Origin of the sequence: Limnothrix sp. FACHB-881, assembly GCF_014698135.1 — a bacterium.
In the GTDB taxonomy this organism is placed as follows: domain Bacteria; phylum Cyanobacteriota; class Cyanobacteriia; order CACIAM-69d; family CACIAM-69d; genus CACIAM-69d.
The window spans coordinates 1-25872 of the sequence record NZ_JACJSN010000012.1 but is presented as its reverse complement, the minus strand read 5'-3'; the positions used below and the strand labels follow the sequence as shown (position 1 = coordinate 25872).

Here is a 25872-nt window from a genome sequence, read left to right as displayed (position 1 = left end):
CACGGGAGTTCCCTGTTATCGATCGGGGGGCAGACTATGGCACAGGTTTGGGTTTTGGGCAGCATTAATGCCGATCGCACGGTGGCGGTGGCCAAGTTGCCACAACCGGGAGAAACGGTTTTGGCTGGGGCGATCGGGGAGGCCAGCGGCGGCAAAGGGGCGAATCAGGCCGTCGCGGCGGCAAAGTTGGGAGCGGCCACGGCTCTGATTGGCCGCGTGGGTGAAGACGCGATCGGGGAAATCCTATTGCAAGATCTGCAAACCAGCGGGGTTGATGTCAGCCGGGTGGCGATCGACTCCTTGGCTCCCACGGGCCAGGCCTGGATTGCGGTGGATGGCCTGGGCCAAAACCAAATCATCGTGCTGCCCGGGGCTAACCAGGCCGTGGGCGGTGCTGAGGTTGATCGCCTCCAGCGCTCCTTGGGCAGTGCGCCGCGCCCGATCGCCCTGTTATTGCAACTGGAAGTACCCTTGGCGGCCGTGGTGGCGGCGGCCCAAGCGGGTCAAGCGGCCGGGGCGATCGTCCTTTTGGATCCGGCCCCGGCTCCCGAGCACCTCCCCCCGGAACTTTGGGCCGCGATCGATTGGATCACTCCCAACGCCACGGAAGCGGCCCAACTGGTGGGCTTCCCGGTGCAAACCCCCGAGGATGCGGCCCGCGCGGCTACCAGGCTCCAGGAGTTGGGAGCCAAGGGGGCCATTGTGACCCTGGGCGAGCAAGGGGCTTGGGTGGCTGGGCCGACGGATTGTTTTTGGCAACCGGCCTTCCCGGTCAGGGCGATCGACTCTGTGGCGGCGGGTGATGGGTTCAATGGAGCGCTGGCGGCGGCGTTGGTGGCGGGACAACCCCTCTCGGTGGCCGTGCGGCGAGCAGCGGCGGCGGGCGCACTCACAACCACCCGATCGGGGGCCCAATCTGCCCTGCCCAACGCTGGAGAGCTGACGGCTTTTCTGGCCCAAAACGCATCGAACTAATTCCGACTGTGCCCAAAGGTAAAAGTCTTTTTTCGGGATCCGCTCAGCTTCCCGCTGAGCCGGCCCCCAGATCGAAGCGATCGCCCAAAGAACTGAGTTGCACCGAGCTAGATGAGTCTGCCAAGGAAGTGGGATGGCAGGCACAATCCACCTTAGGCAAGTTTGGTTCTGGGTGACTTTCTGGGTGATTCTCTTGGTGATTGGTGCGATCGCCATGACCCCGATCGCCCGTTCCCTCATCCCGCGCACTACAGCGATCGCACAGGCCGTAAAACTCCAACGTGTGATAAAACACCCGAAACCGGTGCTCCATGCTCAATCGCTGGGTCAAATCCTGCACGGGACATTCATGAATCGGTTGCGATCGCCCACATTGGATACAGTTCAAGTGGTGGCGATCTTTCTTGATAAAACTGTAGAGCGATTCACCGCTGGCCAGCATTCGCACCTGCACCGCCCCGTTCAGCTTCAGGGTTTCCAGGGCCCGATAAACCGTGGCCAGCCCCATGCCTTGCCCCACATCGCGCAGTTTGATGTAGAGCGCTTGGGCAGAAATTTCGCCTTCAATGGTTTGCAGCACCTGCAAAACACGCTCTTGGTTTCGGGTCAGGGGTCGTTTCATGGCGATCTCAGACCCCGAAGAATGCTGGCTCGATCGGGGTGGTTCTTTTCCTATTCAATCAGGTTTTTCAGCCGGTTCCTGGCGGAATCTGGCTCCCGAGGGAACTCCCGCAGCCTGGCTGCTGGAACCGGCCCCCCTCGCTTTAAGATAGTGTCTTGATCGTTGGATTGCCGTGGTTGCTCAATCCCAACCCAAAAGTTAGCATCACCCTTGGTTCCCCCAACTCGATCGTCGCCATCCCAGAGGTTTCTAGCCCCGTGAGTACCCAGCAATATCGCGCCAAAATCCACGTTACCCTGCGTCCCTCTGTGCTCGATCCGGCCGGTGTGGCGGTGCAGTCCGGCCTGAAGCAGTTGGGCTATGAAGGGGTGGATTCTGTCCGCATTGGCAAATACATTGAGCTGACCGTGGCGGCGACGGATCCAGAAGCGGCCCGCAGCCAAGTGGATGAAATGTGCGATCGCCTGTTGGCCAACCCCACCATCGAAAACTACTCGATCGAAATTGCCTAAACGCACCCATCCCCACATTCACCCATGGGCAACCTTCAGCAAACAGGGCGGGCGATCGTGCGGTTGCTGCGCTGGGACAAACCGGCGGGGCGGCTGATTCTGCTGATTCCGGCCCTGTGGGCCTTGGTGTTGGCCAGTGACGGCCGGCCCCATCCCCTGCTGGTGCTGGTGGTGGTGGTGGGCACAATCACCACTAGCGCCGCCGGTTGCGTGGTGAATGACCTGTGGGATCGCAACATTGACCCCAAGGTGGAACGCACCAAACAACGGCCCCTGGCCGCCCGATCGCTCTCGGTGAAAGTGGGCGTGGGGGTGATGCTGGTGGCGGCCCTTTGTGCGGCCGGGCTGTTGCCCTTTTTGAATGGCTTGAGCGTGCTGCTTTCTGTGGCGGCTGTGCCGGTGATTGCGCTCTATCCTGCGGCCAAGCGGGTGTTTCCGGTTCCGCAATTGGTGCTGGCGATCGCCTGGGGGTTTGCGGTGCTGATTCCTTGGAGCGCGGCGATCGACCCGCCCAGTTTGGACTTGCCGGCCTGGTTACTATGGGGCGCGGTGGTGCTCTGGACGCTGGGCTTTGATACGGTTTATGCCCTGGCCGATCGGGAGGACGATCGCCGGTTGGGCATCCACTCCAGCGCCCTCTTCTTTGGCGATTTGGCTCCCCAGGCGATCGGGGCGTTCTATGCGGGTACGGCCCTGTTGTTGGCCTACACGGCTTTGGCCCTGGAGCTAAACATTGGTTTTTGGCTCACCCTATTCGGGGCGATCGGTCTTTGGGTTCAGCAATATCTGCGCCTGAGCGATCGGCAACTGTCCCGCGCGGCCTACGGCAAAATGTTTGCGGAAAACGTGACGATCGGCTTTGTGCTCCTGGCCGGAATGCTGGTCGGCTGCTGGTTTTAGGGGTGGCCATTCGCGATCAGTTCATTAACTCTTTCCGATCCTAAGCATCCTCATCATGGGTCAGCTAGCCGCAGAACGAGCCACCGATTGAGAGCTGCTAAGTCGTTTCTAGCTTCTCTTCATGAGTTAGCTCTAAAACTCGATTACAGTCAATCGCAAGTTTTCACCATGGAAATTTGCCTGAAAATAAATCCTCTGTTTGTTGTTTTGATAAATCTCGAATATTGGCATTATTAAAATAGGTCGAGAATAAAGCAATTGTTGCTGCCATTGTAGACAAATCATCGCTATACCCAACAGCAGGCAAAATATCAGGAATGGCATCAAGGGGCATTCCAAAGTAAGCCAAAGCAGTCACAATAGCAACTTTTGCAGGCACGGGAACAGATTCATCATGTAGAGCATTCCACAACATAAAGCCATGCTCGACAACTACCTTCCCTGCCTGAACACCAAATCCTTGCATCTTCGCAACAAAGGTTTCATCCGAGAACTCTACATAGTTAAGGATTTCTTCATCGCCAGAGTGGGATAGCGATTTTACAGGAATACCAAGCATTTCCATACGTTCAAGTAATGCTTGTACTTTCTCTCTCAAATTGGACGTGTCATCATTTTTGGCTACTGACAATAATTCCACAAATTCCCGGATAACCTTAACTTGAGCAGAGTTAATATTTAGCTCCTTTTTAGCAATATTGATTGCTTCCTCTTCACCATCCGTCATTACACCATCAATAAAGACTAAGTTGATAATGAAGAAGATGAGTCCAAATTTCAGTTCTGGATGGGCTGTTGAAAGTTTTTGAATTGATTCTTGCAAGTTAGGAGGATTGCATGAATACACTTGAACTTGTTTCTTACCCTCATCCGATAAACTGGCAAAAGAGGGGCTAGTCAAAATCATAACGACTTCATCTTCACTGATTTCCCCATCAGCCGCAGCGACTGCTAGAAGTACAGCAAAGAACGTCACCATTTCGTCATCTGAAAATGGCCACAAGCCTTGAATTGCTTGCACTAATCCGAAAGCTGTATCACCAATTGCTTGACCAATGCTACCTGCCGTGTTGGTAACGGCATCGAATGCGGAATTAAACCAATTACCCATGATTTGAAGCTGTTGGTAATTTTTCGATGGGGAGATTCCAACTTTAGTCAGCTCGGCTATGAAGCGGTCTAGCCAGATTTCGGGACTGTGATGAGTTAACCTCACCCACTAGGTAGTGTACAGGCTCACTCTTGATTTGTACAGAGATCTTTGCATATGAGTGATATGGATAAAATCATAGCAAACTAAGATTATTCGCTATGACAGGGAGAGGCGAAACATGTTCGGGAGAGGGATATTCCATGAAAACCTATATTGTTTGTCAAGGACGAACTGAGGTTCAATTACTGAAGAAAGTACTACCATTAGAATCAACCAAAAATGTTGAGATTGTAGAAGGCGGTGGGCTATATGCTCTCAAGTCTCTAGCCCTTTCTTTAATTGTGCGCCGCCAGTCTCCCGTGGTGGTTGTAGTTGATTCAGATTCGGTAGTGCCTGAGCAAGTTCAGCAACGAGTGAGAGATATTGAAGAACTCCTCAGCAGTCTTGCCGCCAATACACCCGTGAAGGTTATTCCAGCAATTCCAGCTTTAGAAAGCATCTTTTTTTACGATGTTCCTTTGCTGACACACTTGTTAGATTATGCACCTACCCCGGATCTCCTGAGTCAGGCAACTTATCAGCCTAGAAAGGTCTTAGATCAGTTAATTTTTCAATCCAAAGATATAAAGAATATTGCTCAGTTGATGGACAATTTAACTGAGCAAGATGTTGCAACTTTGCGTGAATCCAGAGTGATTCAAGAGCTAATGGAGTTTCTTCAATCGGTTCAGGTCACTGACGAAGTTTTGGAGCGATCGCCCTAGCTAGAATCTGCATCAAAACCCGGCGGCGGTCATTTGGCGGACGGTGGTGAGGGCGGAATAGCTCGTACCCGCTGTGCCTTCGCCCGGGTGGGTGGAGTCGCCCACCAGCCAGAGACCCGGAACCGGCGTGCGATTGCCGATCGCGAAGGGGCCAAAGGTGGAAACGCGCATTCCCAGACCACCCACGTAGCCGAACTTGCGGCCCGTGAAGTCTTCAAAGGTGCGGGGGGTAGCAGCTTCGCAGTGGACGATCGCCTCCGGATCGAGCTGGAAATAGCGCCCGAGTTTGCCGATCGCCTCTTCCGTATAGCGGGTTTTGAGGGCTTCGTATTCCGCTCGATCGCGGCAACGATACCAGGGCTGCGGATCAACAAAGGAGGACGCAGTGATCGTCGCCATACCAGCCGGGGCACGCCCATCGCCCTCGCGGCTGACGGACACAAACAGCGAATTGTTTTCGCCCACGGGGCCGTCCCAGTCGTAGAGGAATTGCAGGTGAGGCGGGCAGTCGGCGGGCAGGGCCGCGCGATCGACCCCCAGATAGACCACGAAAGCGCCCGAGGGTTCCGGCAGTTTCTCGGCGCGCGATCGATAGAAGTCCGTGGCCAGGCGATCGAACCAGGGGCGATCGCTTGGCCAATCCACCATCTCAATTAAGTTCTGAATCGGCACATTCGCCACCACCGCCGCCACTGGTTCAATCCAGGTCTCATCGGTTTTCAGGTTCCGCACCACCACGCCCGTGGTTTCGCCGTTTTCGGTGATGATCCGCTCAACCCGATGGCGCATTTGGAGCTGGCCCCCATCCTGGGTTAACGATTCCAACAGGCGATCGCTCAACACCTGCATACTGCCCTCCAAGTGGTACAGCCCAAAGGGTTCCTGGGACAGCCCCAACGCCGTCGCCGCATAAAGCAGCGCCGTTTCGTCCGCCCCCACCTGGGAATAGAGTTTCAGTTGCATATCCAAAAAGGTTTTCAAGCGGCGATCGCCCGCCAAGCCCAACCGCTGCAACAGGTCGCCCACCGTTGAAAAGGCGTGGGGAGCCGTCAGCAAAGTGCTGGGTTTCACTGCCTTCAGCAGTTGCACCACATCCCAAGCATTGCCCGGCGGCAGCACCGGATCGCCCGCCTGAAACTCCCAGCTATAACGAAACAAATCCGCCAGCAACCGCCAAAAAGGTTCGCTACCGGGAAATTGCCGAGATCGTTCCGCCCGCCAGCGATCGGGGTCGCGCCACACGGAAATCGGCTCCGTTTCTCCCGGCAAAAACACCGCGCAAGCCGGATCGCAGGGCGTGGCGGCCGGCAATTCGATGCCCAATTCGCCAAAAATCCGGTGATGGATGCCGCCCGGCTCCAGCCCCGCCACCTGGGTCGCGCCCACCTCAAAGGTGAAGCCCCGCCGCCGAAAGGTAGACGCACAGCCCCCCGGCACGATTGCCAGGTCAAACACCTTGACCGATCGCCCTCGCCGCGCCAGCAGGGCCGCCGTGGTCAGTCCGCCAATTCCCGCCCCAATCACCACGATCGGGCGGTTTGCGTCGGTTGCGGTGGTTGGGGTCATAGGACAGCGCGCCGAGGATGAGTTGCAGAATTTGTAAACTTTTGTAAATTATCACTCATCTCCGGGCCGATCGTCAGGGAATGCCATAATCGGGACAACCCAGGGCTAGCCTCAGTCACCGTATCGTGGCTTGGGTGGGGCAGGATTTCCCCAGTGCGCCCAAATTTGCAAAATCTCCAGCAAAATTGCGGATAGCCAGCCTTCCAAAATGGCCTACAGCAAGTTTTCTCTTAAAACCGTCAAGGAAACATTTGGCATCACTTTAATTGAAGATCAATCTCTCTTTGATCTCAGCCAGATTCCATCCGTGACCATTAGTCCTTATTTGGAATTAACCCTGGCCGAAGGGACTTCTATTGCCCTCGCAATTAATACGGAAAAGTCCCGATCGGAATGGATTATTGCACCCATTTTGACGGAAGTTCGCAAGCAGGTTCATGCCCAAATTAGCCTGTTTTCGGGACGGAGTTTCACAGTCGATCGCAAGCGGGGGCTGTATGGTCAGTGTGACTACCTATTAAGCCTAAGTCCTGAGCAGCTTTATATTGCAGCACCCGCGATCGCCGTTGTGGAAGCGAAAAAAGAAGACATCGTAGCGGGCTTGGGTCAATGCATTGCCACCATGTATGCCGCTTGGTTGTTTAATGAGCGAGAAAATCGCCCTTTACCTTGGATTTATGGAGCCGTGACAACGGGCACAACTTGGAAATTTTTGAAACTGCGTGATCGCACGGTCTATATCGATCGAGATGAATATTACTTTAAAGAAATCCAAACAATCTTAGGAATCTTCCAAGTGATTTTGAAAACTATCGACCATCCAGAGGAGTAAATACCATCATGCTAGCGGTTGAACAACGCTATTCATTGGCTGAGTATCGATCGCTTGAGGAAAGATCGGAACAACGCCACGAATATGCCAATGGATTGATTTGGGAAATGCCGGGCGGATCGATTAATCACAGCCGGATTGCAACGGAGATTTGCAGTCTATTAATTAGCCAACTGGATCAAACCCAATTTGAGGTTTTTAACAGTGATCTACGGCTCTGGATTCCTACCTATCAACGGGGAACCTATCCCGATGTGATGGTGATTGCTGGGCTGCCACAACGGCATGACGATCGAGATGATGAGGTGCTGAATCCTTGTTTCCTGGTTGAGGTTCTGTCGCCTTCTACGGAACTGTTCGATCGCGATGATAAGTTTCGATTCTATCGATCGATTCCTGAGTTTGCGGAATATCTGTTGGTGCGGCAAGATGAACCCTTCATCACCCATTTTTGGAAGTTGGATGACTCAAACTGGCAATTTTGCGACTATTGCGATCGAACCCAAACGATCGCCCTCAAAACCTTACCCGCCACCCTGCCGATCGCCCAAATTTATCGCCGCGTCGTGTTTCGCGAATCCAAATAACCCCAAATAACCAATCCCCACAGACCAATCCATATAATGGTCGAGACCTGCGCTCTAGTTGAATTGCCGTGGCTCGTGTCGTTTTGGATAACGTCTACAAAAGCTATCCGCCCCGCGATCGCGCGCCCGGTGGCAGTCCCACGGCCGTGTTGCGGCGGATTAGCCTGACGATCGAGGACGGTGAATTTTTGGTGTTGGTGGGCCCGTCCGGTTGCGGCAAAAGCACCCTGCTGCGATCGATTGCCGGACTGGAAGATGTGACGGGCGGCGAAATTTGGGTGGGCGATCGGCGCGTCGATCCGTTGCCCCCGAAGGCGCGGGACGTGGCCATGGTGTTCCAAAGCTACGCGCTCTATCCACACCTGAATGTCTACGACAACATCGCCTTCGGGCTGCGGCGGCTGAATCCCCCGCCAGCGGAGGGATGGCAAAAATGGGAACCCTTGGCGGTGGGGCTGACGCGGCGACTGCCGGCCCCCTTGCGGTACGAGTCAGCCCAAGAGCGGGAAATTGGCCAGCGGGTGCGTGAGGTGGCCACCATGTTGCAAATTGACCATCTGCTCGATCGCCTGCCCAAGGAATTATCCGGCGGCCAAAAACAGCGGGTGGCCCTGGGCCGGGCGATCGCTCGAAACCCGCAGGTATTTTTGATGGATGAGCCGCTGAGTAATTTGGATGCCAAGTTGCGCACGGAGACCCGATCGCAAATTGTGCAGCTCCAACGCAAGCTGAAAACCACCACGGTTTACGTTACCCATGACCAGGTGGAAGCGATGACCATGGGCGATCGAATTGCGGTGCTCAACGGTGGGCAAATTCAGCAAATTGCGCCGCCCTTGGAACTCTATCACCAGCCAGCCAACCGGTTTGTGGCGGAGTTTATCGGCTCGCCCACCATGAATTTTTTGCCCGTGTGGGTGAAACGGCCGGCCCTGCTGACCAATGGCGAATTTCGGATGACGCTGCCGGAAATTTGGGACAAAACCCTAGAACCCTACGACGGCCGAGCGCTATGGCTGGGAGTACGTCCAGAACACTTGAGCGATGGTTTACCTGCGCCCAAAAATTTACCGGTGCGCGTGTTGCAAGTGGAGGCGCTGGGGTCGGAAACCTACGCGCTGGTGGAACCGATCGACCGGGGATTAGTGCGCACTTTAGAAGAGGCCCCGGCCAAACCGTTGCAAGTGCGCCTGCCGCCCGATCGCCCGATCGCTCTGGGTGATGAATTGTGGCTGTCGATTCCCAGCGAGCAACTCTACCTATTCGACCCCAGCACCGGCAAGGCTCTCTATCCCTAGGTTTTGTATCCTGAAGTTAGATTTTGGTTCGATCTCGCCCGATCGCTGCCCATGGTTGCCCTACCCGATCGCCCGCTCCTAACGGCTGAGGAATACTTCGCCTGGGAAGCCACCCAAGCGGAACGCCACGAATTTTGGGACGGCGAACCGATCGCCATGAGCGGCAGCACCCGATCGCACAATCGCATCGCCGGTAACATTTTCGCGGCGCTCACCAACGCCCTCGCCGATCGCCCCTGTGAGGTCTATATTTCCGATATCAAAGTGCAGGCAGTTCCAGGGCGCAAATATTTCTATCCCGATCTGATGGTGACCTGCGACGATCGCGACCAAGATGAACGTTTCGTGCAGTTTCCATCCCTGATTGTCGAGGTTTTGTCCTCCTCCACGGAGTCCTTCGATCGCGGGGCAAAGTTTGTCGCCTACCACCGTTTAGAGACCCTGCAAACCTACATTTTGGTGCAGGTCGATCGCCCGGCCATTGAGGTGTTTCAACGGAACGATCGGGGCCAGTGGGTATTGTCGGACTATGGCTTAGACGATGCGATCGACCTAGGGGCGATCGCGCTGACCCTATCTGTGAAAACGATTTATCGGCAGATTGCTTTTGCAGATCCTGACCCTAGCTCGGAAGCTCACTGAGATTTAGGGTCAATTGACAGGGGGCGAAAGAACGTCGATGGAGCGGCGTGGGGCCAAGAGTTTGCAAGGCTGCCCGATGGGCCGCCGTGCCATAGCCCTTGTTGGCAGCTAGGTCATAGCCCGGATATTGCGCCGCGAAGTCAATGATCTGTTCATCGCGGTGAACTTTCGCCAAAATGCTGGCAGCGGCGATCGCGATCGATTGTCGATCGCCCTGAATGAGCGTTTCTTGGGGGCAAAACAAGTTGGGAATGGGTCGATTGCCGTCCACCAAGCAGCGATCGGGTCGCGGGTGCAATTGCTCCAGGGCCCGCCGCATGGCCAGGAACGTGGCTTGCAAAATGTTGAGTTGATCAATTTCGGCCACGGAAGCTTCCGCGATCGCCCAGGCCACTGCCCGATCGCGAATGGGTTCCACCAGAGCTTGACGCTGGCGAGCCGACAGTTGCTTGCTATCCCGCACGCCCAAAGCCCGCAAGTCGCTCTCTGCCTCGGCCGTTAAAATCACCGCCGCTGCCACCACGGGCCCGAAAAGTGCGCCGCGGCCCACCTCATCCACCCCCGCAGTCCAAGGGGATTGAGCCGGAGCCGGAGCTATGGAGTCGGTCAGGGAGCGATCGGGCAGCAATTCCGTCACGATCGCCCCATCCCTAGACCGCACCGCTTTACTCCCCATGGGGCTAAGCACGAGTGCTCGATCGACGACGGCGGCGGCGCGGCCGGCCGTTGGCATCCCCACCGGGCGTGACGGACACGATTTCCGGCAAGCCACTGGGCGGCTCCTCGGCCCCATTCCCATTGGAAACATTCAAAGGCAGAGATTCCGTGGGAACCAGTTCCGCCGCGATCGGGGCTGGGTCATTCCCTTCGGCCGGCTCGATCGAGTCCACCACCGGTTGCGGAGCCGGAACGGGCGGAGCCGTTTGACCCGGTAACAGCACCGAGACGATCGCGCTTTCCGGGTTTTCCGGCTGTCGATCGCTCAACAGCAGCGGCGATACCCCCATCCAGGCATAAACTTCCTGCTCTTCCGAAGTCATGGTCACGGCCACCACTTCCCGGGGTTCCGCAGTCCGAGCACCGCGCCCTCGGCTCCGTTCCGGTCGGCCATTGCGGCCTTGGGCGGCTGGGGCGGGGCTGGGTTGGGCGGCGGCGGCCACCGTGGGCGGCTCCAACGGTGCTTCATCCACCTCGGGTTCTGCCGCCACCGGCAAACTGGCCGCCCCACGCCGACTCACCGGCTCATCGTTCCCTCCGCGACGGCGACGGCGACGGCGGCTGTTGCTGCCATTCAGGGACTCTTGATAGTTGGGATGGTTGCTCAGATCCAAATCCTGCAAGTTAGGCAAGGGATCTTCCAAGCTGGGGAGGCTGGCGATCGCAGCGGCCGGGGGGAGTTCGCGCGATCGGGAAACCGAGCGACGACTGCCAACACTCGATCGACTCTTTTGCAGCATCGGAATACTGCGGCGATCTCCACTTTCTACATTGGGCAACAGGCTCACCGGTTCCGCATCATCCGCCTCATCGGGCAGGTGGGCCAAAATGCCCAGACCGCCACAGGTGGGGCAAGCACGGCCAAACAACTCATAGATGTTTTGGCCCTGACGTTTCCGGGTGAGTTCCACCAAGCCCAACTCCGAAAGCTGGGCAATTTGGGGCCGGGCCTTGTCGGACTTCAGCGCTTTGCTGAAATGTTCCAACACTTGCAGGCGATCGCGGTGGGATTCCATATCAATGAAGTCCACCACAATTACCCCCGCCAAATTTCGCAGGCGTAACTGACGGGCAATTTCCGTGGCCGCCTCGCAGTTCGTCCAAAGCACCGTTTCGCGGGCCGTGGCCGATCGGGTGAAGGAACCGGAGTTCACATCAATCACCGTCAGGGCTTCGGTCGGTTCAATGATGATGTAGCCACCGGAAGGCAAATCCACACGCGGCTTCAAGGCCTCGCGAATCGCCGCATTCACCCGGAAATATTCCAGAATTGACGATCGCTCCCGGTGATGGTCGATCGACACGCCCGGTAAGGTTTTGCTGCCCGCCCAGAGGGTCACCTGCTGCTTAATTCGCTTCATGCCCGAGTGGGAATCCACCACCACTCGGTTCACTTCTTGGGTATAGGCCTCCCGCAACACCCGTTGAATAAAGTCGTCGTCCCGTTCCAGCAGGGCCGGCGCGCGGGTCGAAGCCGCCTCCTGTTGAATCGACTCCCAACGGCGTTGCAGGGCTTCAAGATCTTCCATGATCGCCTCTTCGGCCACGCCCTCGGCCTCCGTGCGCACCAACAGCCCCATCCCCGCGGGCTTGATCAAAATGGCCAAGGCCCGCAGTCGGTGGCGCTCGTTCTCGCGCTCAATCCGCCGGGACAGGTTCACCCCCGACCCAAAGGGCATTAGCACCAAATAGCGACCGGGCAAACTGACTTTGCCGGTTAACCGAGGGCCCTTGTTGCCCGTCGGTTCTTTCATCACCTGCACCAAGACTTTTTGCTGCGGCGCGAGGAGTTCAGTAATCGAACCAGCGGTTTTGCGCAACCGCAGCGGGCCCAAGTCGGAAACGTGAATGAACCCGTTGCGTTCGGAATCCCCAATGTTGACGAAGGCCGCGTCAATGCCGGGCAGCACGTTCTCCACCACCCCGAGGTAAATGTCGCCCACCTGGTGACTGCCGGTGGCCACGATCAGTTCTTGAACGCGATCTTCGCTAAAAACGGCAGCAATGCGGTGCTGTTCGGCGATGATAATTTGTTTGGGCATGCAGATTCCTCTGGGAATTCACGGGCGATCGCCACATGCGGTCTACTGCACCGCCGAGAGGATGCAGGGGGCGACCGTCGCCGGGGATAAGACAGTAATTAATCGAAGGCTCGCTGACCAACCGCTTCATGCAGGTTCGATCGAGAAAAGCAAACAGGGTGTGCGGCTGCATCCATCAAGGAGCAGCACAGCATCGATTGATTTCTCGGTTCAATCGAGCAGCTAGAAATACCGGAGACATTCACCTCGACCGGGGAATTGCCCAGAAGCAGAAGTCAAGACTGAGGCAAACTGCGCAGGGCCAAACCAACGAACAAACTCGCGATCAATCAAGAAGACCCCGGTATGGGGCTTTGATCGAGACTTGACCCAAAAGGGTTGCGACTGAATGGCGATCGACAACTTGATCCAGACACAATTCGATCAAAGCACGTTGGATTTGTTGGCCTGTTAAAAATCTCCTATCCAGCACAGCTTGAGCAACTCTCACTCAGTCTGGAACCGGTGACTTGTTAACAGGGATTGGCCAAAGCAGATGTTACGAGCTTAACCCTGCATCTTGCGGGTTTCCTACATCATCGAGAGCAAGTTTGGCTCTGAGGTGTGGTTGCCCGCAAAGAGTTAGATTCGTGGGCGGCATTCAATCGCCGAGGCAATTCCTGAGGATTGGCGGTGGCTCGGGATATTTTCGCTGCTGCACAGGCGCTCGATCGAGGACGGGCACTAAGCGCGTTCTGGGTAAATGCCTGGCTCGATTGATTTTGAAGGCGATCGGCTGCTGAGGCTTTGTCTTTGGTGGTGTCGCGCACCGGGACAATTGCCTAGCAGTCATCTCCAGTGTAGCAGGTGGCTAGCACAGAACTGGGGGGTTCACTAGAATCATGCGACTCTTCTCGCAAATTGTTACGAATTGCAATGATTTGCGAGGCTTGTTCACGGTTCACGGTAACAGCGTGCAGCAGCAACCCAGGAATGCAGCCACCAATGGACGATCGCCTCTACCTAACCGCGCTACATGACTACGCCTCAGTTGCCCGATCAATTAATTGCCCGATCAATTAATTGCTAATTGCCAAATCAATTGCCAACTCGGGAGATGCAACCGATCGCACTGCGGCCGCCAACAGCAGTTGCAACCGGTGCGATCGCACCAAACTGATGTCTTGGCCCGTGGCTTGCTCCAGCAACCACACCAAATGCTCGGGCCGCAGTTGTTGCCCATCGTTGCGGCAGAGGCCCCGGAATCGCAGGGTGGCGGATTCGCCCAGGGGTGGCTCGGTGGGGTCAATCAGTTGCACCTGATCTAGCCAATCGCGCAGGTTCACTTGGGTGGTTTTGCCGGATTTGGTGGTTTTTTCCCAGAGCCATTCGGGGCGATCGAGCACAGCAGCCAAGGCAGCGGCCCAATCGATCGCCTCGCCATCGGTGGCAGTGACGGTGATTTCGTATTCCGCGCGATCGAGCAGTTGGTTCGCCGCCGGATCCTTCAGGGGCACTTCCTCGATCGCCAGCAAGGGCAAATCCACCGGCAATTGGGCCGCCAAAGCGGCCTGGATCTGCGCCAGGGGCCAGAGATCCGTGAGTTCTAGATCGAGAATTTCTCCCTCACTGGTCACGCCCAAGGAGAGGGCATGGGCCGGCACAATCCGGGGCGAGGGATGGAAACCGCCCGTGTAGGACACCGGAATTGCTGCCCGACGCACGGCGCGATCGAGCAGGCGCATCAGATCCAAATGACTGAGCAGGGCCATTTCGCCCCGCTTGGCAAACCGCAGCCGCACCCGCTGGGCCCGGGTTTGATTGGGCTTGAAGTGGCCCTGGAACTGCGGAATCACAGGCGGCGGCACTACCACGTTATTGCCAAAGTCATAGCCACAAACCCCGCAATGGGAACAGCCCTCAAAGGAGCAGTCGGGAACCGTGGCCGCCTCCAAGGCCCGTTGCAGATCCTCTTTCAGCCATTTTTTGTCCACGCCGCTGTCCAGGTGATCCCAAGGCAAGGGGCGATCGAGCAGGGCGGCCGGGTCGATCACTTCCGGTGCGGCCGATTCTCCTTCGTCAAAGGCGTTCCACTCACCCGCTTCCACTTGGCGATATTTCCAATGCAGGCCCGCTTCTTCGATCGCCTGTTGCCAAGCCCCAAAGGCCCGATCGAGGCTTTCCCACCAGGAATCCATCCCCGCGCCCAACTCCCAAGCCCGGCGCACCACCGGCCCCAACCGGCGATCGCCCCGGCCCACAAAATCTTCCATGGCCGAGATCCGCACATCGGTGAAATTCGCCTTCAGGCCGCGAATCGTCCGAAATTCCTGGCGTAAGAGATCCTGTTTACGCAAAAACTCCGCCGTTGAAACCGTATGCCACTGGAACGGCGTGTGGGGCTTGGGCGTGAAGTTCGAGATCGTCAGGGTGAACTGAATCCGCTTGCGACCGCGTGCGCCACATTCCCGCTGGAGCCAACGGACGGTTTCCGCAATCCCCAACACATCCGCATCGGTTTCCCCGGGCAGCCCAATCATGAAATAGAGCTTGATTTTGTCCCAACCCTGTTCCCAGGCAGTTTTCACGCCCCGCAGCAGTTCCTCATTGGTCAAGCCCTTATTAATGATGTCCCGCAGGCGTTGGGTTCCCGCTTCCGGGGCAAAGGTCAAGCTGCTTTGGCGCGTGCCCCCGAGGATATTGGCGATGTTTTGATCGAAGCGATCGACCCGTTGGCTGGGCAATGACAGGGTAATATTTTCGCCCTGGAGCCGGTTTTTAATCTCCAGTCCCACGGCCGGCAGAGCCAAATAATCGGAGCAACTGAGGGACAGCAACGAAAATTCGTTAAAGCCCGTGGCCCGCATCCCGTCGGCCACCGCGTCGATCACTTCTTCGGGGTCTACGTCGCGGGCCGGGCGGGTCAACATGCCCGGTTGGCAAAACCGACAGCCCCTTGTGCAGCCCCGCCGAATCTCTACGGTTAGGCGATCGTGCACCGTTTCCACATAGGGAACCAGCCCGATCGAGTAGTGGGGCATGGGGGTGGCAACCCGCCGCAGCACCCGGGCCGGCACATCGGGCCGAGCGGGATGCACCGACCCATCGGCCGCCATCTCGTAAAACTGGGGCACGTAGACCCCCGGCACTTGGGCCAAGTCCAGCAAAATTTCTTGGCGACTGAGGCCCGCGTCTTTGCCCTCTTGGATCACGAGGCCAATTTCCGGCAACAGCTCTTCACCATCACCCAGGGCCACAAAATCAAAAAAGTCCGCGTAGGGTTCCGGGTTGGAGGTGGCCGTTTGCCCGCCCGCGAAGATCAAGGGACAGTCGGCAATCGGGCGATCGGCTCGATCAGCCCAAGTCAGGGGCAACCCGGCCAAAGCCAACATTTCCAAAATATTGGTGGCCCCCAGCTCGTAGCTGAGGCTGAAGCCCAAGATGTCGTAATCACTCAGGGGGCGGCGACTTTCAACGGCAAACAGGGGCGTTTGGCTGGCTCGCAGCTTGTCGGCCAAGTCCTGGGCGGGTAAATAGGCGCGATCGCACAGTTGGCGCGGCTGGGCGTTGATGATGTTGTAGAGGATCACATGGCCCAGGTTCGACGCGCCCACCTCATAAATTTCCGGGTAGGTCAGCACCCAACGCACCGTGGCCGACTCCCAGGGCTTGTGGACAGATCCCAGTTCGTTCCCCAGGTAGCGGGCAGGACGATTAATCTCAGTCGTGATCAGTTGGTCTACAGCAACGGTCACAGGCATTCTCCAGTGGACTCAGTTCGATCGTACCGAGCAAACTTCCGAATTCGGCAAAATCCAGCCAAACTCAATCCGGACAAAACAGTGGCACAGCGATCAATTCCAAGGAAGTCGCTTGTTGAATAGGCTAATTTCAATCGTCAGTGGGCATCCGTGCGATGGTGATAAAGATCACGCAGACAAAAGCGGCGCGATCGCATCAGCTCCCGCACCAACAACCGACAATACCAATAGCCAACTGTTCGTAATTAACAGGAGCTGACCGTGAAAGCAACCCATGCAATCCGGCGGTTGGTGGAAAAGGCCCTCTATCTCCGCCAACTGACTCCCGATATCGAGAACGAGATCAATTATGAGTTAACCCGCCAGGGTTATGTTTCAGATGCGGATTATGAAGCGCTGGAACTTCTCATGAGCGAGATGGATGAAGGTCGCATCCAACTGGTTCCGAGCGTTTAGTCAAAAGCTTGATGCCTAAATCTTAAGCTCCTCTTAAGCTTCATGGCAACTACCTGATCAAAACTTTTTGATCGAATCCCTGATCAAACCGATCAGCCGGATTGGCCTGATCCAATCGATCGAGATCCAGTCAATCCAGCCCCACGGATTCCGATCAAATAGACTTTCAATTCAGTCAATTCAGTTGAGTCAGGGGTCTTAGTCTACAGCTCCCGATCGCAAGCTTCGGTCAAAGTCTTTGAGCCAAAAAGTCCTTGATCAGAGATCTTGATCGAAAATCGCTGCGGCACGACTCAGCACCCTTGGGCCCGATCGCCCCTTGTCCAACACCTCAGCGAGGGTTAATCAACGGACTTCCAGGGGCCCACTGATCCGCATCGGTGGGAGCTTGCGGGCAAACAGTAGTCGCACAAATTTTTGGAAAACCATGCGGCCCGCCGCCGGTTCAATGTTGGGCAAGCAATGGGGCTTCAGGGCCAGCAAGTTCAGCAGTTCCAAATCGAAGGCCGCCCGGAACAGGGCACTTGGCAACACCAAGTCCACAGCATATTCTTCCGAATAGATCGTTTGGGGACGATCGCTAGCTTCCCGGGCTAGTTGATCGGCGTATTCCGCCAGCACGATCGGTCGCACCCAGGTGGTTTGACGTTCCAAATTTTGGTCGATCGCCTCCGCCAACAATTGCCACCGATCGTGCTCCAAACAGAGCACCGGCCTTGCAGTCAGGGGCGGGGTTGGTGAGTTCCCGGAATCATCCACCGTCGGCCCAGGTTCCGATTCAATCTCGATCGCGGGGTTAATCAACGGCGCAGCGGGCAAAGCGGGCAATGGCAAACCATCCATCGGAGCCAGACAGAATCAATCAGAAAGGACAATTTTGCAATCTCAGCGATCTAAACCGTAGCAAAATTCCAAATCTCTGGTATATTGTTATCCGGTCAGCGGTCAAAGCGCCTGACAACGACTCAAACCCCTTAGGGGCGGTTAGCTCAGCGGTAGAGCTCCTGCCTTACAAGCAGGCTGTCATAGGTTCAAATCCTATACCGCCCATTTTTTAAAACGGTCACTCAGACCACTCTTCCTAATTAACCCGCTAGCGCCAGCTTGCTAGCACCAACTCGTGATCGTCGAGACGGCTAGCGCCAGTCAGTCATATTCCTAATTGGATTTTGCTAATTGGGTTTTGGCTTGGGTTTTGGCTTTGGATTTTGGCTTTAGAGTCTCATGCTCAAGCTTTGTGCCGGTGCTTGCTTGCAGTCACATGGTTGAGCCGTCCATCGTTGGGGCATTTCGCTGATGGGCGGCTGGGCGGGAATTTTGATTGCGTCATATCCCATTCGGCTAAGCCAAGTGACTGCTGAGCCAGATTAAGTTTTTGCCAGTTGCTGCCAAACTCAGTTTTTGCCAGATTCACAAACTACTCTGAGCGCTGCTCTGAGCAATCCTCTGGCAGGTTAGAAATGATTGATTGAGCGATCATTGAGCGATCGCTGTGCCGATGGTTCGGCTGTTCGATTGCTGAGCATGTGGCTAGATTTGAGCCTGTGCCTGGTGATGGATTCAGGGGCCACGATCAAGCAAGCCACCTAAGCCACTGAGCGACCGTTGGCCAAATCGCGAATTAGGGAAACTTTGGCTTGCAGGTAGCCATCCAGCTCGGCCCGATCACTGCGATCGATGCCGGGGCAACCGGTCATGAGGCGATCGGCCAAGAAGTTCACCAGACTGTCATCATCCAAAGCTAAGAGGGTGCTGGTTTGGATCGATTCAACCACCGACCACAGTTGCCGCATCAGTAGAGGTTTCATGAGAGACCCTCCTTAAGGTTTTCTTTATGTTGATAAGATAACCGGCGCAGTCACCAACAGCAGGGAATGATACAAGACGATAGCTGTTGCGCGAGGTCATGCAACAAATCGATTCACAGCGTTACACTTGGCTCGATCCTGCCCTGATTTCCCTGACATCCCAATTTTGGCTCAGATCCTGACTGGTTCTGGAATTGCGGTCAATTCATCAGTAGTCAATTCTTAAAATTCCCGCTCAAAACGCAACAATTGCCGTTAATAATCAAAAATTAATAATGAATAATTTTGGCGACCATAATTTTGCTCGTCTATTCATTGAAACATAATGGTCGCCGCTCGCAAATCCCACGGACTTCAGGGCTGTCGCCGGAGTTTGACCATGAAAAAGCCATCCATTTGCCAATGGTGAGGCCACAGTTCCAGCCAACCGGCGGCGGTCACAAAGGGAGCCAAGGGAGAGTCAGGGGTGGGCGGTTCGATCGCCCAATGAGGATGGCGTTGCAAAAAGTCGCGGATAATTGCCCCATTTTCCGGCTCATGCACGGTGCAGGTGGCATAAACGGCTACGCCACCGGGCCGCACCCAAGCATCGGCGCGATCGAGTAAATCTCGCTGAATTTGCACCAACTGGGCCACGGTTTCCGGAGTCTGTCGCCAACGGGCATCGGCCCGACGATGCAACGTCCCCAACCCAGAACAGGGCACATCAAGCAAGAGGCGATCGCACTGGGTGGGCACTTCCTCTAAACCGCTGATCGGGCCCGATTTCGATCGAGACCGATCACGCTTGCGGGCAGCGGTGACCAGGGGTGCTTTGCCTCCGGTGCTGTCCGCTTCCACCATCCGAATCGATCGCAGTCCCAACCGCCGCACCGTGTCTTGCACCTTCCGCAGGCGAGATCCAGCACGATCGATCGCCCAAATTTGACCCTGATCTTGCATCAGAGCCGCAATGTGGGCTGCTTTTCCACCCGGCGCAGCGCAGGCATCGATCACCGTTTCGCCCGGTTGCGGATCCAACAACAGAGCCACTAACTGGGCGCTGGCATCCTGCACCGTCCACCAACCGGCTCCATACCCCGGAAGGGTGGCGATCCAGGCCCGGCCATTGTCCGGCGCATTGGTTGATCGGGAATCTGGCTCGGTGACGATGGTTTCTGTCAAAGAGTCATCCCCATGGCCCCGTTGGGCAGCTAGCCGCAGAGCGTTGGGCAGGTGGTCGATCGGGGTGACGGCCACACCGGCCGCCGTTAGGGCCGCCATCACCGTTTCTCGATCGGTCACCAAGGTATTCACCCGCAAGTCGATCGTCGGGGGCTGGTCAAACCATTGGCACAACCGTTCCGTTTCCGCTTCCCCCAGGCGATCGAGCCAGGTTTGCACAATCCAGTTTGGGTAACTGTAGGTTTGGGCCAACCGTTCCACCGGCTCAAGACCCGCCACTGAGGTCAGCGGGTTTGGGTTTTTGGCTTTTTGGCGTAAATATCCCCGCAGCAAGCCATTGACGAACCCACTTAGCCCCTTTAATCCGCAGAATTTGGCCAACTCCACGGTGGTGTCCACGGCGGCCGAATCTGGAATTCGATCGAGATAAATAAGCTGATATAACCCCAACCGCAACAAATTGCGGAGGGTCGGCGGCTGCTCTTGGGCGGAACGGGTCGCCAGGCGATCGATCCAACCGTCCAAGGCCCGCAACTGTCGGGTGCAGCCATAGACCAACTCTGTCACCAACCGGCGATCGCGCCCGTCCAAATCCCCATACTGACGCATGACCCGATCGAGTGCCGCATCCGCATAGGCCCCCGCTTCAATCATCCCCAAGGCCGTGAAGGCCGCATGGCGAGCCACCAGGGCGCGATTTTTAGGAAGCGTTGCACCTTGCATAGCCATGACAAACACCCAAAAACGGGAGCACAGATAGAGAACAGGGAGACTGTCCAGAATACAGGCGAACCGGGCAAACCCGATCCGCCTGGAAAAGTTGATGGTCATTAAGGAGCGATCGAGGGCGACCCGTGGTGGTCAGTCATTGCCATGGTTTCCGGGCCCACCAGTCCCACAGAGATTTGCGGGGCAATAGGGGCGGTAACCGTTGATTAACCCATTTGCGGGCGATCAGGAGTCATCTCCAAAGACGGCGCGATCACCTCCAGCGACTCGGGGGTCTTGCCAGCCAAACTCCCCACCTCATGGGGACTCAGACAGGCCTGATCCTGGGGCTGCTGACATGCCACCATCGTTTTCACATGCTCCATTTCGTCGTCGCGGATGGCCACAAACACATCGTAGAGGTTGTCAATGATTGGGCGGCGACTTTCGGGCACTTGGGCCGTTTGGAACTCATCAAACAGATACAAATCTCCGTCGCGGTAGTAGCGCTGAGCAATTTCCGGCGCAGGTTCCGCTTTCAACATGGCTTCCGCTTGATGCAAAAACTTGTTGTAGGACGCATAGGCGTGTTTTTCCACCAGTTCCATGAAATGGTAGGCAGATTGGGGAGACACCAAATACACCCCCACAATGATCCAGTAGTAAACCAGGGCGGCAGACTTGGCGATCAAGCGATCGCTCCAAACCCGATTTCCTCCCAAGGCTTCCATGATCAGCAAGTGGTGCAATTCATTCCAAGATTCCGCAAAATGCACCTTCAGCCAGTCCGCCTTGCGCCACCAACCGAGGGTTTCGTAAAGGTGCAACACGGACATGTAAGCAAAGTAGGGAACGCGGGCCACGGTTTCCAACACGTAAAACCGAGGATAGGGGCGATCTTTATACAAAACATTGATCACCCAAACAAGAATGCCAACTAGCAAACGAATCATGGTGCTGCTCCAGGAAGGTTGCAGGCAAAGGTGCTATGGCACGGAAGAACTGGGAAGCTGTGGTTGAAGATTTTGATCGAATAACCTTGTTTAGGAACCAGTGCTGGTTTTGAGTGCTGGTTTTGGGTTTCGATCGCTCACCCTGGTCACGCCGTGCCAGCCTTTGACCTAAGCTGGTTTGATCCTAACGACCGCTGTAGGAAATAGCTGAGCGGTGAAGGGATGAAAGGGCTGAGTTAGGCAAATTCAGGTAATCTCGCCCCGGCCAAAGAGTTGTCAAGTCACCCGATCGAGCATTGCTAAAGAAATTCCGAAAAACCCTAACAAATTACAAAACTGATACAAATAAATTCAGTAAGATTTCGGAATCTATCAGAACTTATCGGATTACTAGCTTCCGCAACGTGGTTTATAAGTTTGTAAGGGCCAGGTAAGCTGTTAAGGGTTTCATGACCTTTGGCTGGACAATTTGGATGATTTCCTAAATTTCATGGCATTTTGCGATGCAGTTCTGTGTGGATCGTCTTGATCGGGCGATCGAGCGATCAAAGCCATCGAATTTGTCGAATTGATCGAGTTGGCTAGCCTTTAAAACAGCATTTGAACGGTGGACAGCAACATTGTGACGGGAATAACTGGAAGCGGAAATTTCAAGCGATTGGTTTTAGTGGTGCTGACCGTGTTGGCCTTGTCGGTTTCTGGGTTGTCCTTGGTGGGCAGCTTTACCCAAACCCAGATCCAAAGTCGTCTGGAGCTATATCAAACCAATCTGATGTTGCGGGCCACGGGAGAACTGGACTTACCGCCCGATCGCCCGACCGAAACCGACGACCCGATCACCGTCCTGCGGCAGCAACTGTTGGGCGATCGCACCTTTGCCGATGCTCGCCAGCAATATCAGGCCTTTCGCGAGAAAGCTGCCTTGAGTGCAGAAAAATTCATCCGCGAATTAACCACCCCGGCGAACAATCGATCGGCAAATTCTGAGGCCAGCGACTTAGCCACAGCGGGGCCAGACTCTGACTTCGATCGGCTAGCCCAACAATTGCGCGAGCTGGCCGCCGTAGACCTACGATTGGGCCTGCTTCAGGCCCGGTTGGGAGATTCCGCCGCCGCATTGACCACTTGGCAGCAGCTTGCCCGCCTTTCAGCTCCCGTGCCCGACTCGATCGATCCCCAAAGTTTCCTCAGCGACTTTGACGAAATTCGAGAAAATTTGGCTCTGTTGTGGGGAAATCGCAACCAAATCACCAACCAAGTCACCCCAGCGCTACCACCCGCCATCGCCCAAGGCATTGAAGACAACATCCGACAATTTTTGGGGGGGTGGTTCCGCAATGCCAGCTTGGCCAGACTGTACCGTCTGCAACAGCGGCCGGCTGAACTCAGCCTCCTGGCCGCCGAAACCAACCTGCAAGCCGAGTCCCTGCTGTTGAAACTGGCCGCCGTTAACCTCATCCCCGGCCTGGCCCTTCTCTGCGGCATCATTAGCCTGATCGTCTTGCTGGTGCAACGCTTCCTGAAGGGATCTAACTCACTCCTGTCCCTCGCCTCCGTGCAATGGACGGTTCCTTGGACGGGTGAAACCATCTGGGAAGTGTTCATCCTTGGCTTTTTTGCGATCGGACAGATTGTTGTTCCCCTCATCCGCTCGATCGGGCTGCAACTGCTTGGCATTCAGCCCAGCACCCTCACGGGCGGAACCCAAGCCGGCATCATCCTTTTCAGTTACGGACTCATGGCCGCCGGGAGCGTCCTAACCCTGCGCTACGCCGTCAAATCCTATCTACCTCTTCCAGAAGGCTGGTTTCAGTTCAAATGGCAAAATGGCCGCTGGCTGGTCTGGGGCATCGGTGGTTACTGTGTGGCGCTCCCGATCGTCATTCTTGTTTCCCTGGCAAATCAGCAAATTTGGCAAGGACAAGGGGGCAGCAATCCCATCCTCTCGATCGTCCTTGAAAACCGCGACCCCGTCGCCATCACCTGCTTTTTCCTAACCGCCTCGATCGCGGCTCCCCTGTTTGAAGAAACCCTCTTTCGCGGCTTCCTGCTTCCTTCCCTCACTCGCTACCTACCCCCATGGGGAGCCATTGGCCTCAGCAGCTTGATCTTTGCTCTCGCCCACCTCAGTCTTTCGGAAGTCCTGCCGCTCACAACCCTGGGCATCGTTCTTGGCGTGGTCTATGCCCGATCGCGCAATCTTCTGTCCTCAATCCTGCTGCATGGTTTATGGAACAGCGGCACGCTCGCCAGCCTGATTCTGCTCTCCAGTCGTTAACCACAGTCCTCGGCCAATCTAGCCTCCAGCCCTAGTCTGCAGGCCCTCAACCATTCATTAAAAATTCATTCAATCGGACGACCCCTGAGGAGTCCGGTGCTAGCTTGTGGCCAAACCCTTGTGTCATCAAGATTTACAAGATCTGACGACGACTCAGGGTGCTTGGTTTCAACGTCGTGGAGTCTATCACCATGCAAAATCCCGAGTGGTCTTCACTGGGCGATCGCGACTACAGCGTCAACTCAGGAGACTGGATCGGCAAAGGCTGGTCTATGTTTCAGAAAGACGCTGGCCCCTTAGTGGGCTTCTTTGTAGTCGTCCTTCTAATTAACATCGTTTTAGGTGTTATTCCAGGTATCGGCTCGATCGCCAGCTCCGTCATTGGCCCAATCTTAAACGCAGGCTTTTTAATCTACAGCTTCAAGATTTTACGAGAGCAAACTCGTAGCTTCGGAGACTTTTTTGAAGGCTTTAGCCAATTCGGAGACCTCTTCCTTTTTGCCCTCGTTTCCGGTCTTATTTCCTCACTGCCCATGCTGCCCGGTGCAATTCTGTTGGGCATCGGTACTGCCATGAGCGAAGGTAGCGAATCCCCCTCTCCCCTGCTCATCGTTGGGGGGATTCTCCTGCTCGTCGGCATCATTCCCGCGATCTACTTGGGCATCTGCTACTCCATGGGAATGCCTCTCATTATCGATCGGCGAGTGCAGTTCTGGCCCGCCATGGAAATGAGCCGGAAGGTCGTTAACAAACATTGGTGGGGAATTTTTGGTTTCTCCTTTCTCCTCGGTCTGCTGAATCTGGCAGGCGTGATTCTTTGCTTTGTTGGCATTCTGGTCACTGCACCCGTTTCCATGTGCGCGATCGCCTACGCCTATTCTCAGATCTTTGGTCTAGCACCCAAAGTTGCCATGAGCGATTCAGGCAATAACAGCTAGCATCGTCCCACAAACTGAACTTTCTGAATAATTAGGGGGTGACCACTTGTCACCTCCATTTAAATACCTCAACTTAATTTCAAGTTAATTTCCAGTAATCGCATAGTATGGCTCTCTAATTCATCTCTAATGATTCATCTCTACAATTTCACTATCAATTCATTACTAAGAGCATTTAAGATAAACCCAATCAAAGTTTAGTTGGAAGAATTAATGCTTAGCGCTCAACCATCTTTTACGCAAGAAATACAACTATATTGCTACCCCAATTCCACCCAGGGAAAACTTGTAAAGCGCTACAAGCGATTTTTCGCTGATATTGAACTAGATTCAGGCGAAATCATTACCGCCCACTGCCCCAACACGGGCCCCATGAGTGGTGTCTGTGAAGTTGGATCGCGAGTTCTTCTTTCCCACAATCCCAGCCCTAAGCGCAAGTTAGCTTACACCTGGGAAGCGATCGAAGTTCTTGGGCATCAGCAAAAACCAATCTGGGTAGGGGTCAACACCAACCTGCCCAATCGAGTAGTTAAAGAGCTGTTGACCCAACGACTGCTGACCGATTTAGAACCTTACGAAACAGTTCGATCGGAGGTGAAATACGGTACTAATAGCCGTGTTGACTTCTTCCTAGAGGGCACTTCATCCGGCAAACCTATCTACATCGAGGTGAAGAATACAACTTGGAGCGATGGATCCTTAGCCAAGTTTCCCGACACAGTGACTGATCGTGGGCAAAAGCACCTGCGCGAGATGATGGCCGTGATGCCCCAAGCCCAGGCCGTCATGCTGTACTTCATCAATCGATCGGACTGCGATTCTTTCGCCCCCGGGGACGATCGAGACCCCACTTATGGGCAACTACTGCGCCAGGCGATCGAACAAGGACTGATCGTATTACCCTGTCGCTTTTCTGTTTCACCCGCTGGTCTCAGCTTTATAGGTCTAGCGGCCCAACAGTTTAACTAGTTCAATCCAAATAATTGCTATAAAGCTCTGGGGATGAGCTAAGGAGCCAGTCACTACTGATTCAACCAGCCTAGGCCCACAAGCCTTGGTGGTTCTAAACATCGCTAAAAAAGGGGAGGGGTTCTAGGTCATAACCTAGAACCCCCCTCCCCTCTCTTCAATTATTAACCTGGCATCGAGCTATTTTCGCAGGGGGCTACCCCCCAACTATCGTCGCCGTAACAGCGTTTCACAACCGAGTTCGGGAT

21 protein-coding genes, 1 tRNA gene and 1 pseudogene are annotated in these 25872 nt (G+C 55.4%); 13 read left to right on the top strand and 10 right to left on the bottom strand.

All coding sequences use genetic code 11. From position 1 onward, the window contains the following. Positions 1–36 precede the first annotated feature (36 nt). Positions 37–975 (top strand): ribokinase, encoded by a 939-nt coding sequence (locus H6G52_RS12125; RefSeq protein WP_099534879.1) that lies wholly within the window; start codon positions 37–39, stop codon positions 973–975. 250 nt (positions 976–1225) lie between these two features. Here the strand turns inward: H6G52_RS12125 and H6G52_RS18570 are convergent. Further along, positions 1226–1597, bottom strand: a pseudogene (locus H6G52_RS18570) (Fur family transcriptional regulator); the annotation flags it as partial. 257 nt (positions 1598–1854) lie between these two features. On the opposite strand from H6G52_RS18570, the gene purS reads away from it, so the two are divergent. Together purS and H6G52_RS12110 are read left to right on the top strand one after the other, a co-directional pair. After that, positions 1855–2109, top strand: a complete 255-nt coding sequence (gene purS, locus H6G52_RS18810) for a phosphoribosylformylglycinamidine synthase subunit PurS (RefSeq protein ID WP_099534877.1) — start codon at positions 1855–1857, stop codon at positions 2107–2109. A 24-nt stretch (positions 2110–2133) separates the two neighbouring features. Continuing rightward, on the top strand, positions 2134–3009 hold the full coding sequence (locus tag H6G52_RS12110) for a 4-hydroxybenzoate solanesyltransferase (protein WP_190356205.1): 876 nt from the start codon (positions 2134–2136) through the stop codon (positions 3007–3009). A gap of 163 nt (positions 3010–3172) precedes the next feature. Here H6G52_RS12110 and H6G52_RS12105 read toward each other — a convergent pair whose 3' ends face one another. Further along, positions 3173–4120, bottom strand: a complete 948-nt coding sequence (locus H6G52_RS12105) for a YkvA family protein (protein WP_190528618.1) — start codon at positions 4118–4120, stop codon at positions 3173–3175. 242 nt (positions 4121–4362) lie between these two features. Between H6G52_RS12105 and H6G52_RS12100 the strand changes: the two genes are divergently transcribed. Beyond that, complete coding sequence (locus H6G52_RS12100) at positions 4363–4926, top strand: hypothetical protein (protein WP_190528616.1); 564 nt, start codon at positions 4363–4365, stop codon at positions 4924–4926. A gap of 12 nt (positions 4927–4938) precedes the next feature. Here the strand turns inward: H6G52_RS12100 and crtD are convergent, their stop codons facing one another. Further along, positions 4939–6492, bottom strand: a complete 1554-nt coding sequence (gene crtD / locus H6G52_RS12095; protein WP_190528614.1) for a C-3',4' desaturase CrtD — start codon at positions 6490–6492, stop codon at positions 4939–4941. A gap of 307 nt (positions 6493–6799) precedes the next feature. Between crtD and H6G52_RS12090 the strand changes: the two genes are divergently transcribed. The 4 genes from H6G52_RS12090 to H6G52_RS12075 all read left to right on the top strand — a co-directional run bounded on the left by H6G52_RS12090 (position 6800) and on the right by H6G52_RS12075 (position 9851). Then, positions 6800–7324, top strand: a complete 525-nt coding sequence (locus H6G52_RS12090) for a hypothetical protein (protein WP_370567701.1) — start codon at positions 6800–6802, stop codon at positions 7322–7324. 8 nt (positions 7325–7332) lie between these two features. Further along, on the top strand, positions 7333–7911 hold the full coding sequence (locus H6G52_RS12085) for a Uma2 family endonuclease (protein ID WP_190528610.1): 579 nt from the start codon (positions 7333–7335) through the stop codon (positions 7909–7911). 68 nt (positions 7912–7979) lie between these two features. Continuing rightward, positions 7980–9209 carry an ATP-binding cassette domain-containing protein gene (locus tag H6G52_RS12080; RefSeq protein WP_190528608.1) on the top strand — a complete coding sequence of 410 codons (1230 nt, stop codon included), beginning with the start codon at positions 7980–7982 and terminating at the stop codon, positions 9207–9209. A 51-nt stretch (positions 9210–9260) separates the two neighbouring features. Beyond that, positions 9261–9851 carry a Uma2 family endonuclease gene (locus H6G52_RS12075; RefSeq protein WP_190528606.1) on the top strand — a complete coding sequence of 197 codons (591 nt, stop codon included), beginning with the start codon at positions 9261–9263 and terminating at the stop codon, positions 9849–9851. Here H6G52_RS12075 and H6G52_RS12070 read toward each other — a convergent pair. The 3 genes from H6G52_RS12070 to H6G52_RS12060 form a co-directional block, all read right to left on the bottom strand. Beyond that, positions 9832–10527 carry a ribonuclease HII gene (locus H6G52_RS12070; RefSeq protein ID WP_190528604.1) on the bottom strand — a complete coding sequence of 232 codons (696 nt, stop codon included), beginning with the start codon at positions 10525–10527 and terminating at the stop codon, positions 9832–9834. The genes H6G52_RS12075 and H6G52_RS12070 overlap by 20 nt on opposite strands. A 4-nt stretch (positions 10528–10531) precedes the next feature. Then, positions 10532–12610 carry an Rne/Rng family ribonuclease gene (locus H6G52_RS12065; RefSeq protein WP_190528602.1) on the bottom strand — a complete coding sequence of 693 codons (2079 nt, stop codon included), beginning with the start codon at positions 12608–12610 and terminating at the stop codon, positions 10532–10534. 1058 nt (positions 12611–13668) lie between these two features. Continuing rightward, positions 13669–16344 (bottom strand): TIGR03960 family B12-binding radical SAM protein, encoded by a 2676-nt coding sequence (locus H6G52_RS12060; protein ID WP_190528600.1) that lies wholly within the window; start codon positions 16342–16344, stop codon positions 13669–13671. 267 nt (positions 16345–16611) lie between these two features. Between H6G52_RS12060 and H6G52_RS12055 the strand changes: the two genes are divergently transcribed. Continuing rightward, the gene (locus H6G52_RS12055) at positions 16612–16806 is read left to right on the top strand and encodes a hypothetical protein (protein ID WP_099534869.1); all 195 of its coding nucleotides are present in this window, start codon (positions 16612–16614) and stop codon (positions 16804–16806) included. A 345-nt stretch (positions 16807–17151) separates the two neighbouring features. Here H6G52_RS12055 and H6G52_RS12050 read toward each other — a convergent pair whose 3' ends face one another. Then, entirely contained in the window at positions 17152–17649 is a 498-nt protein-coding gene (locus H6G52_RS12050) for a hypothetical protein (protein WP_190528597.1), read from the bottom strand. A 135-nt stretch (positions 17650–17784) separates the two neighbouring features. Here H6G52_RS12050 and H6G52_RS12045 point away from each other — a divergent pair. Continuing rightward, positions 17785–17856, top strand: a tRNA-Val gene (locus H6G52_RS12045). Positions 17857–18392: 536 nt separating this feature from the next. On the opposite strand, the gene H6G52_RS12040 is transcribed toward H6G52_RS12045, so the two are convergent. From H6G52_RS12040 to H6G52_RS12030, 3 genes are all read right to left on the bottom strand, one after another. Then, positions 18393–18614, bottom strand: coding sequence for a hypothetical protein (locus H6G52_RS12040; protein ID WP_190528594.1), 222 nt, complete (start codon positions 18612–18614; stop codon positions 18393–18395). Positions 18615–18968: 354 nt separating this feature from the next. After that, positions 18969–20507 (bottom strand): 16S rRNA (cytosine(967)-C(5))-methyltransferase RsmB, encoded by a 1539-nt coding sequence (rsmB, locus tag H6G52_RS12035; RefSeq protein ID WP_242026352.1) that lies wholly within the window; start codon positions 20505–20507, stop codon positions 18969–18971. Positions 20508–20713: 206 nt separating this feature from the next. Then, on the bottom strand, positions 20714–21439 hold the full coding sequence (locus H6G52_RS12030; protein ID WP_190528591.1) for an alternative oxidase: 726 nt from the start codon (positions 21437–21439) through the stop codon (positions 20714–20716). A gap of 607 nt (positions 21440–22046) precedes the next feature. Between H6G52_RS12030 and H6G52_RS19110 the strand changes: the two genes are divergently transcribed. From H6G52_RS19110 to sfsA, 3 genes are all read left to right on the top strand, one after another. Then, positions 22047–23717 (top strand): type II CAAX endopeptidase family protein, encoded by a 1671-nt coding sequence (locus H6G52_RS19110; RefSeq protein WP_199312374.1) that lies wholly within the window; start codon positions 22047–22049, stop codon positions 23715–23717. 191 nt (positions 23718–23908) lie between these two features. After that, positions 23909–24655, top strand: a complete 747-nt coding sequence (locus tag H6G52_RS12020; protein WP_190528589.1) for a DUF975 family protein — start codon at positions 23909–23911, stop codon at positions 24653–24655. 213 nt (positions 24656–24868) lie between these two features. Then, positions 24869–25624 carry a DNA/RNA nuclease SfsA gene (gene sfsA, locus H6G52_RS12015; protein WP_190528587.1) on the top strand — a complete coding sequence of 252 codons (756 nt, stop codon included), beginning with the start codon at positions 24869–24871 and terminating at the stop codon, positions 25622–25624. Positions 25625–25872: the final 248 nt, after the last annotated feature.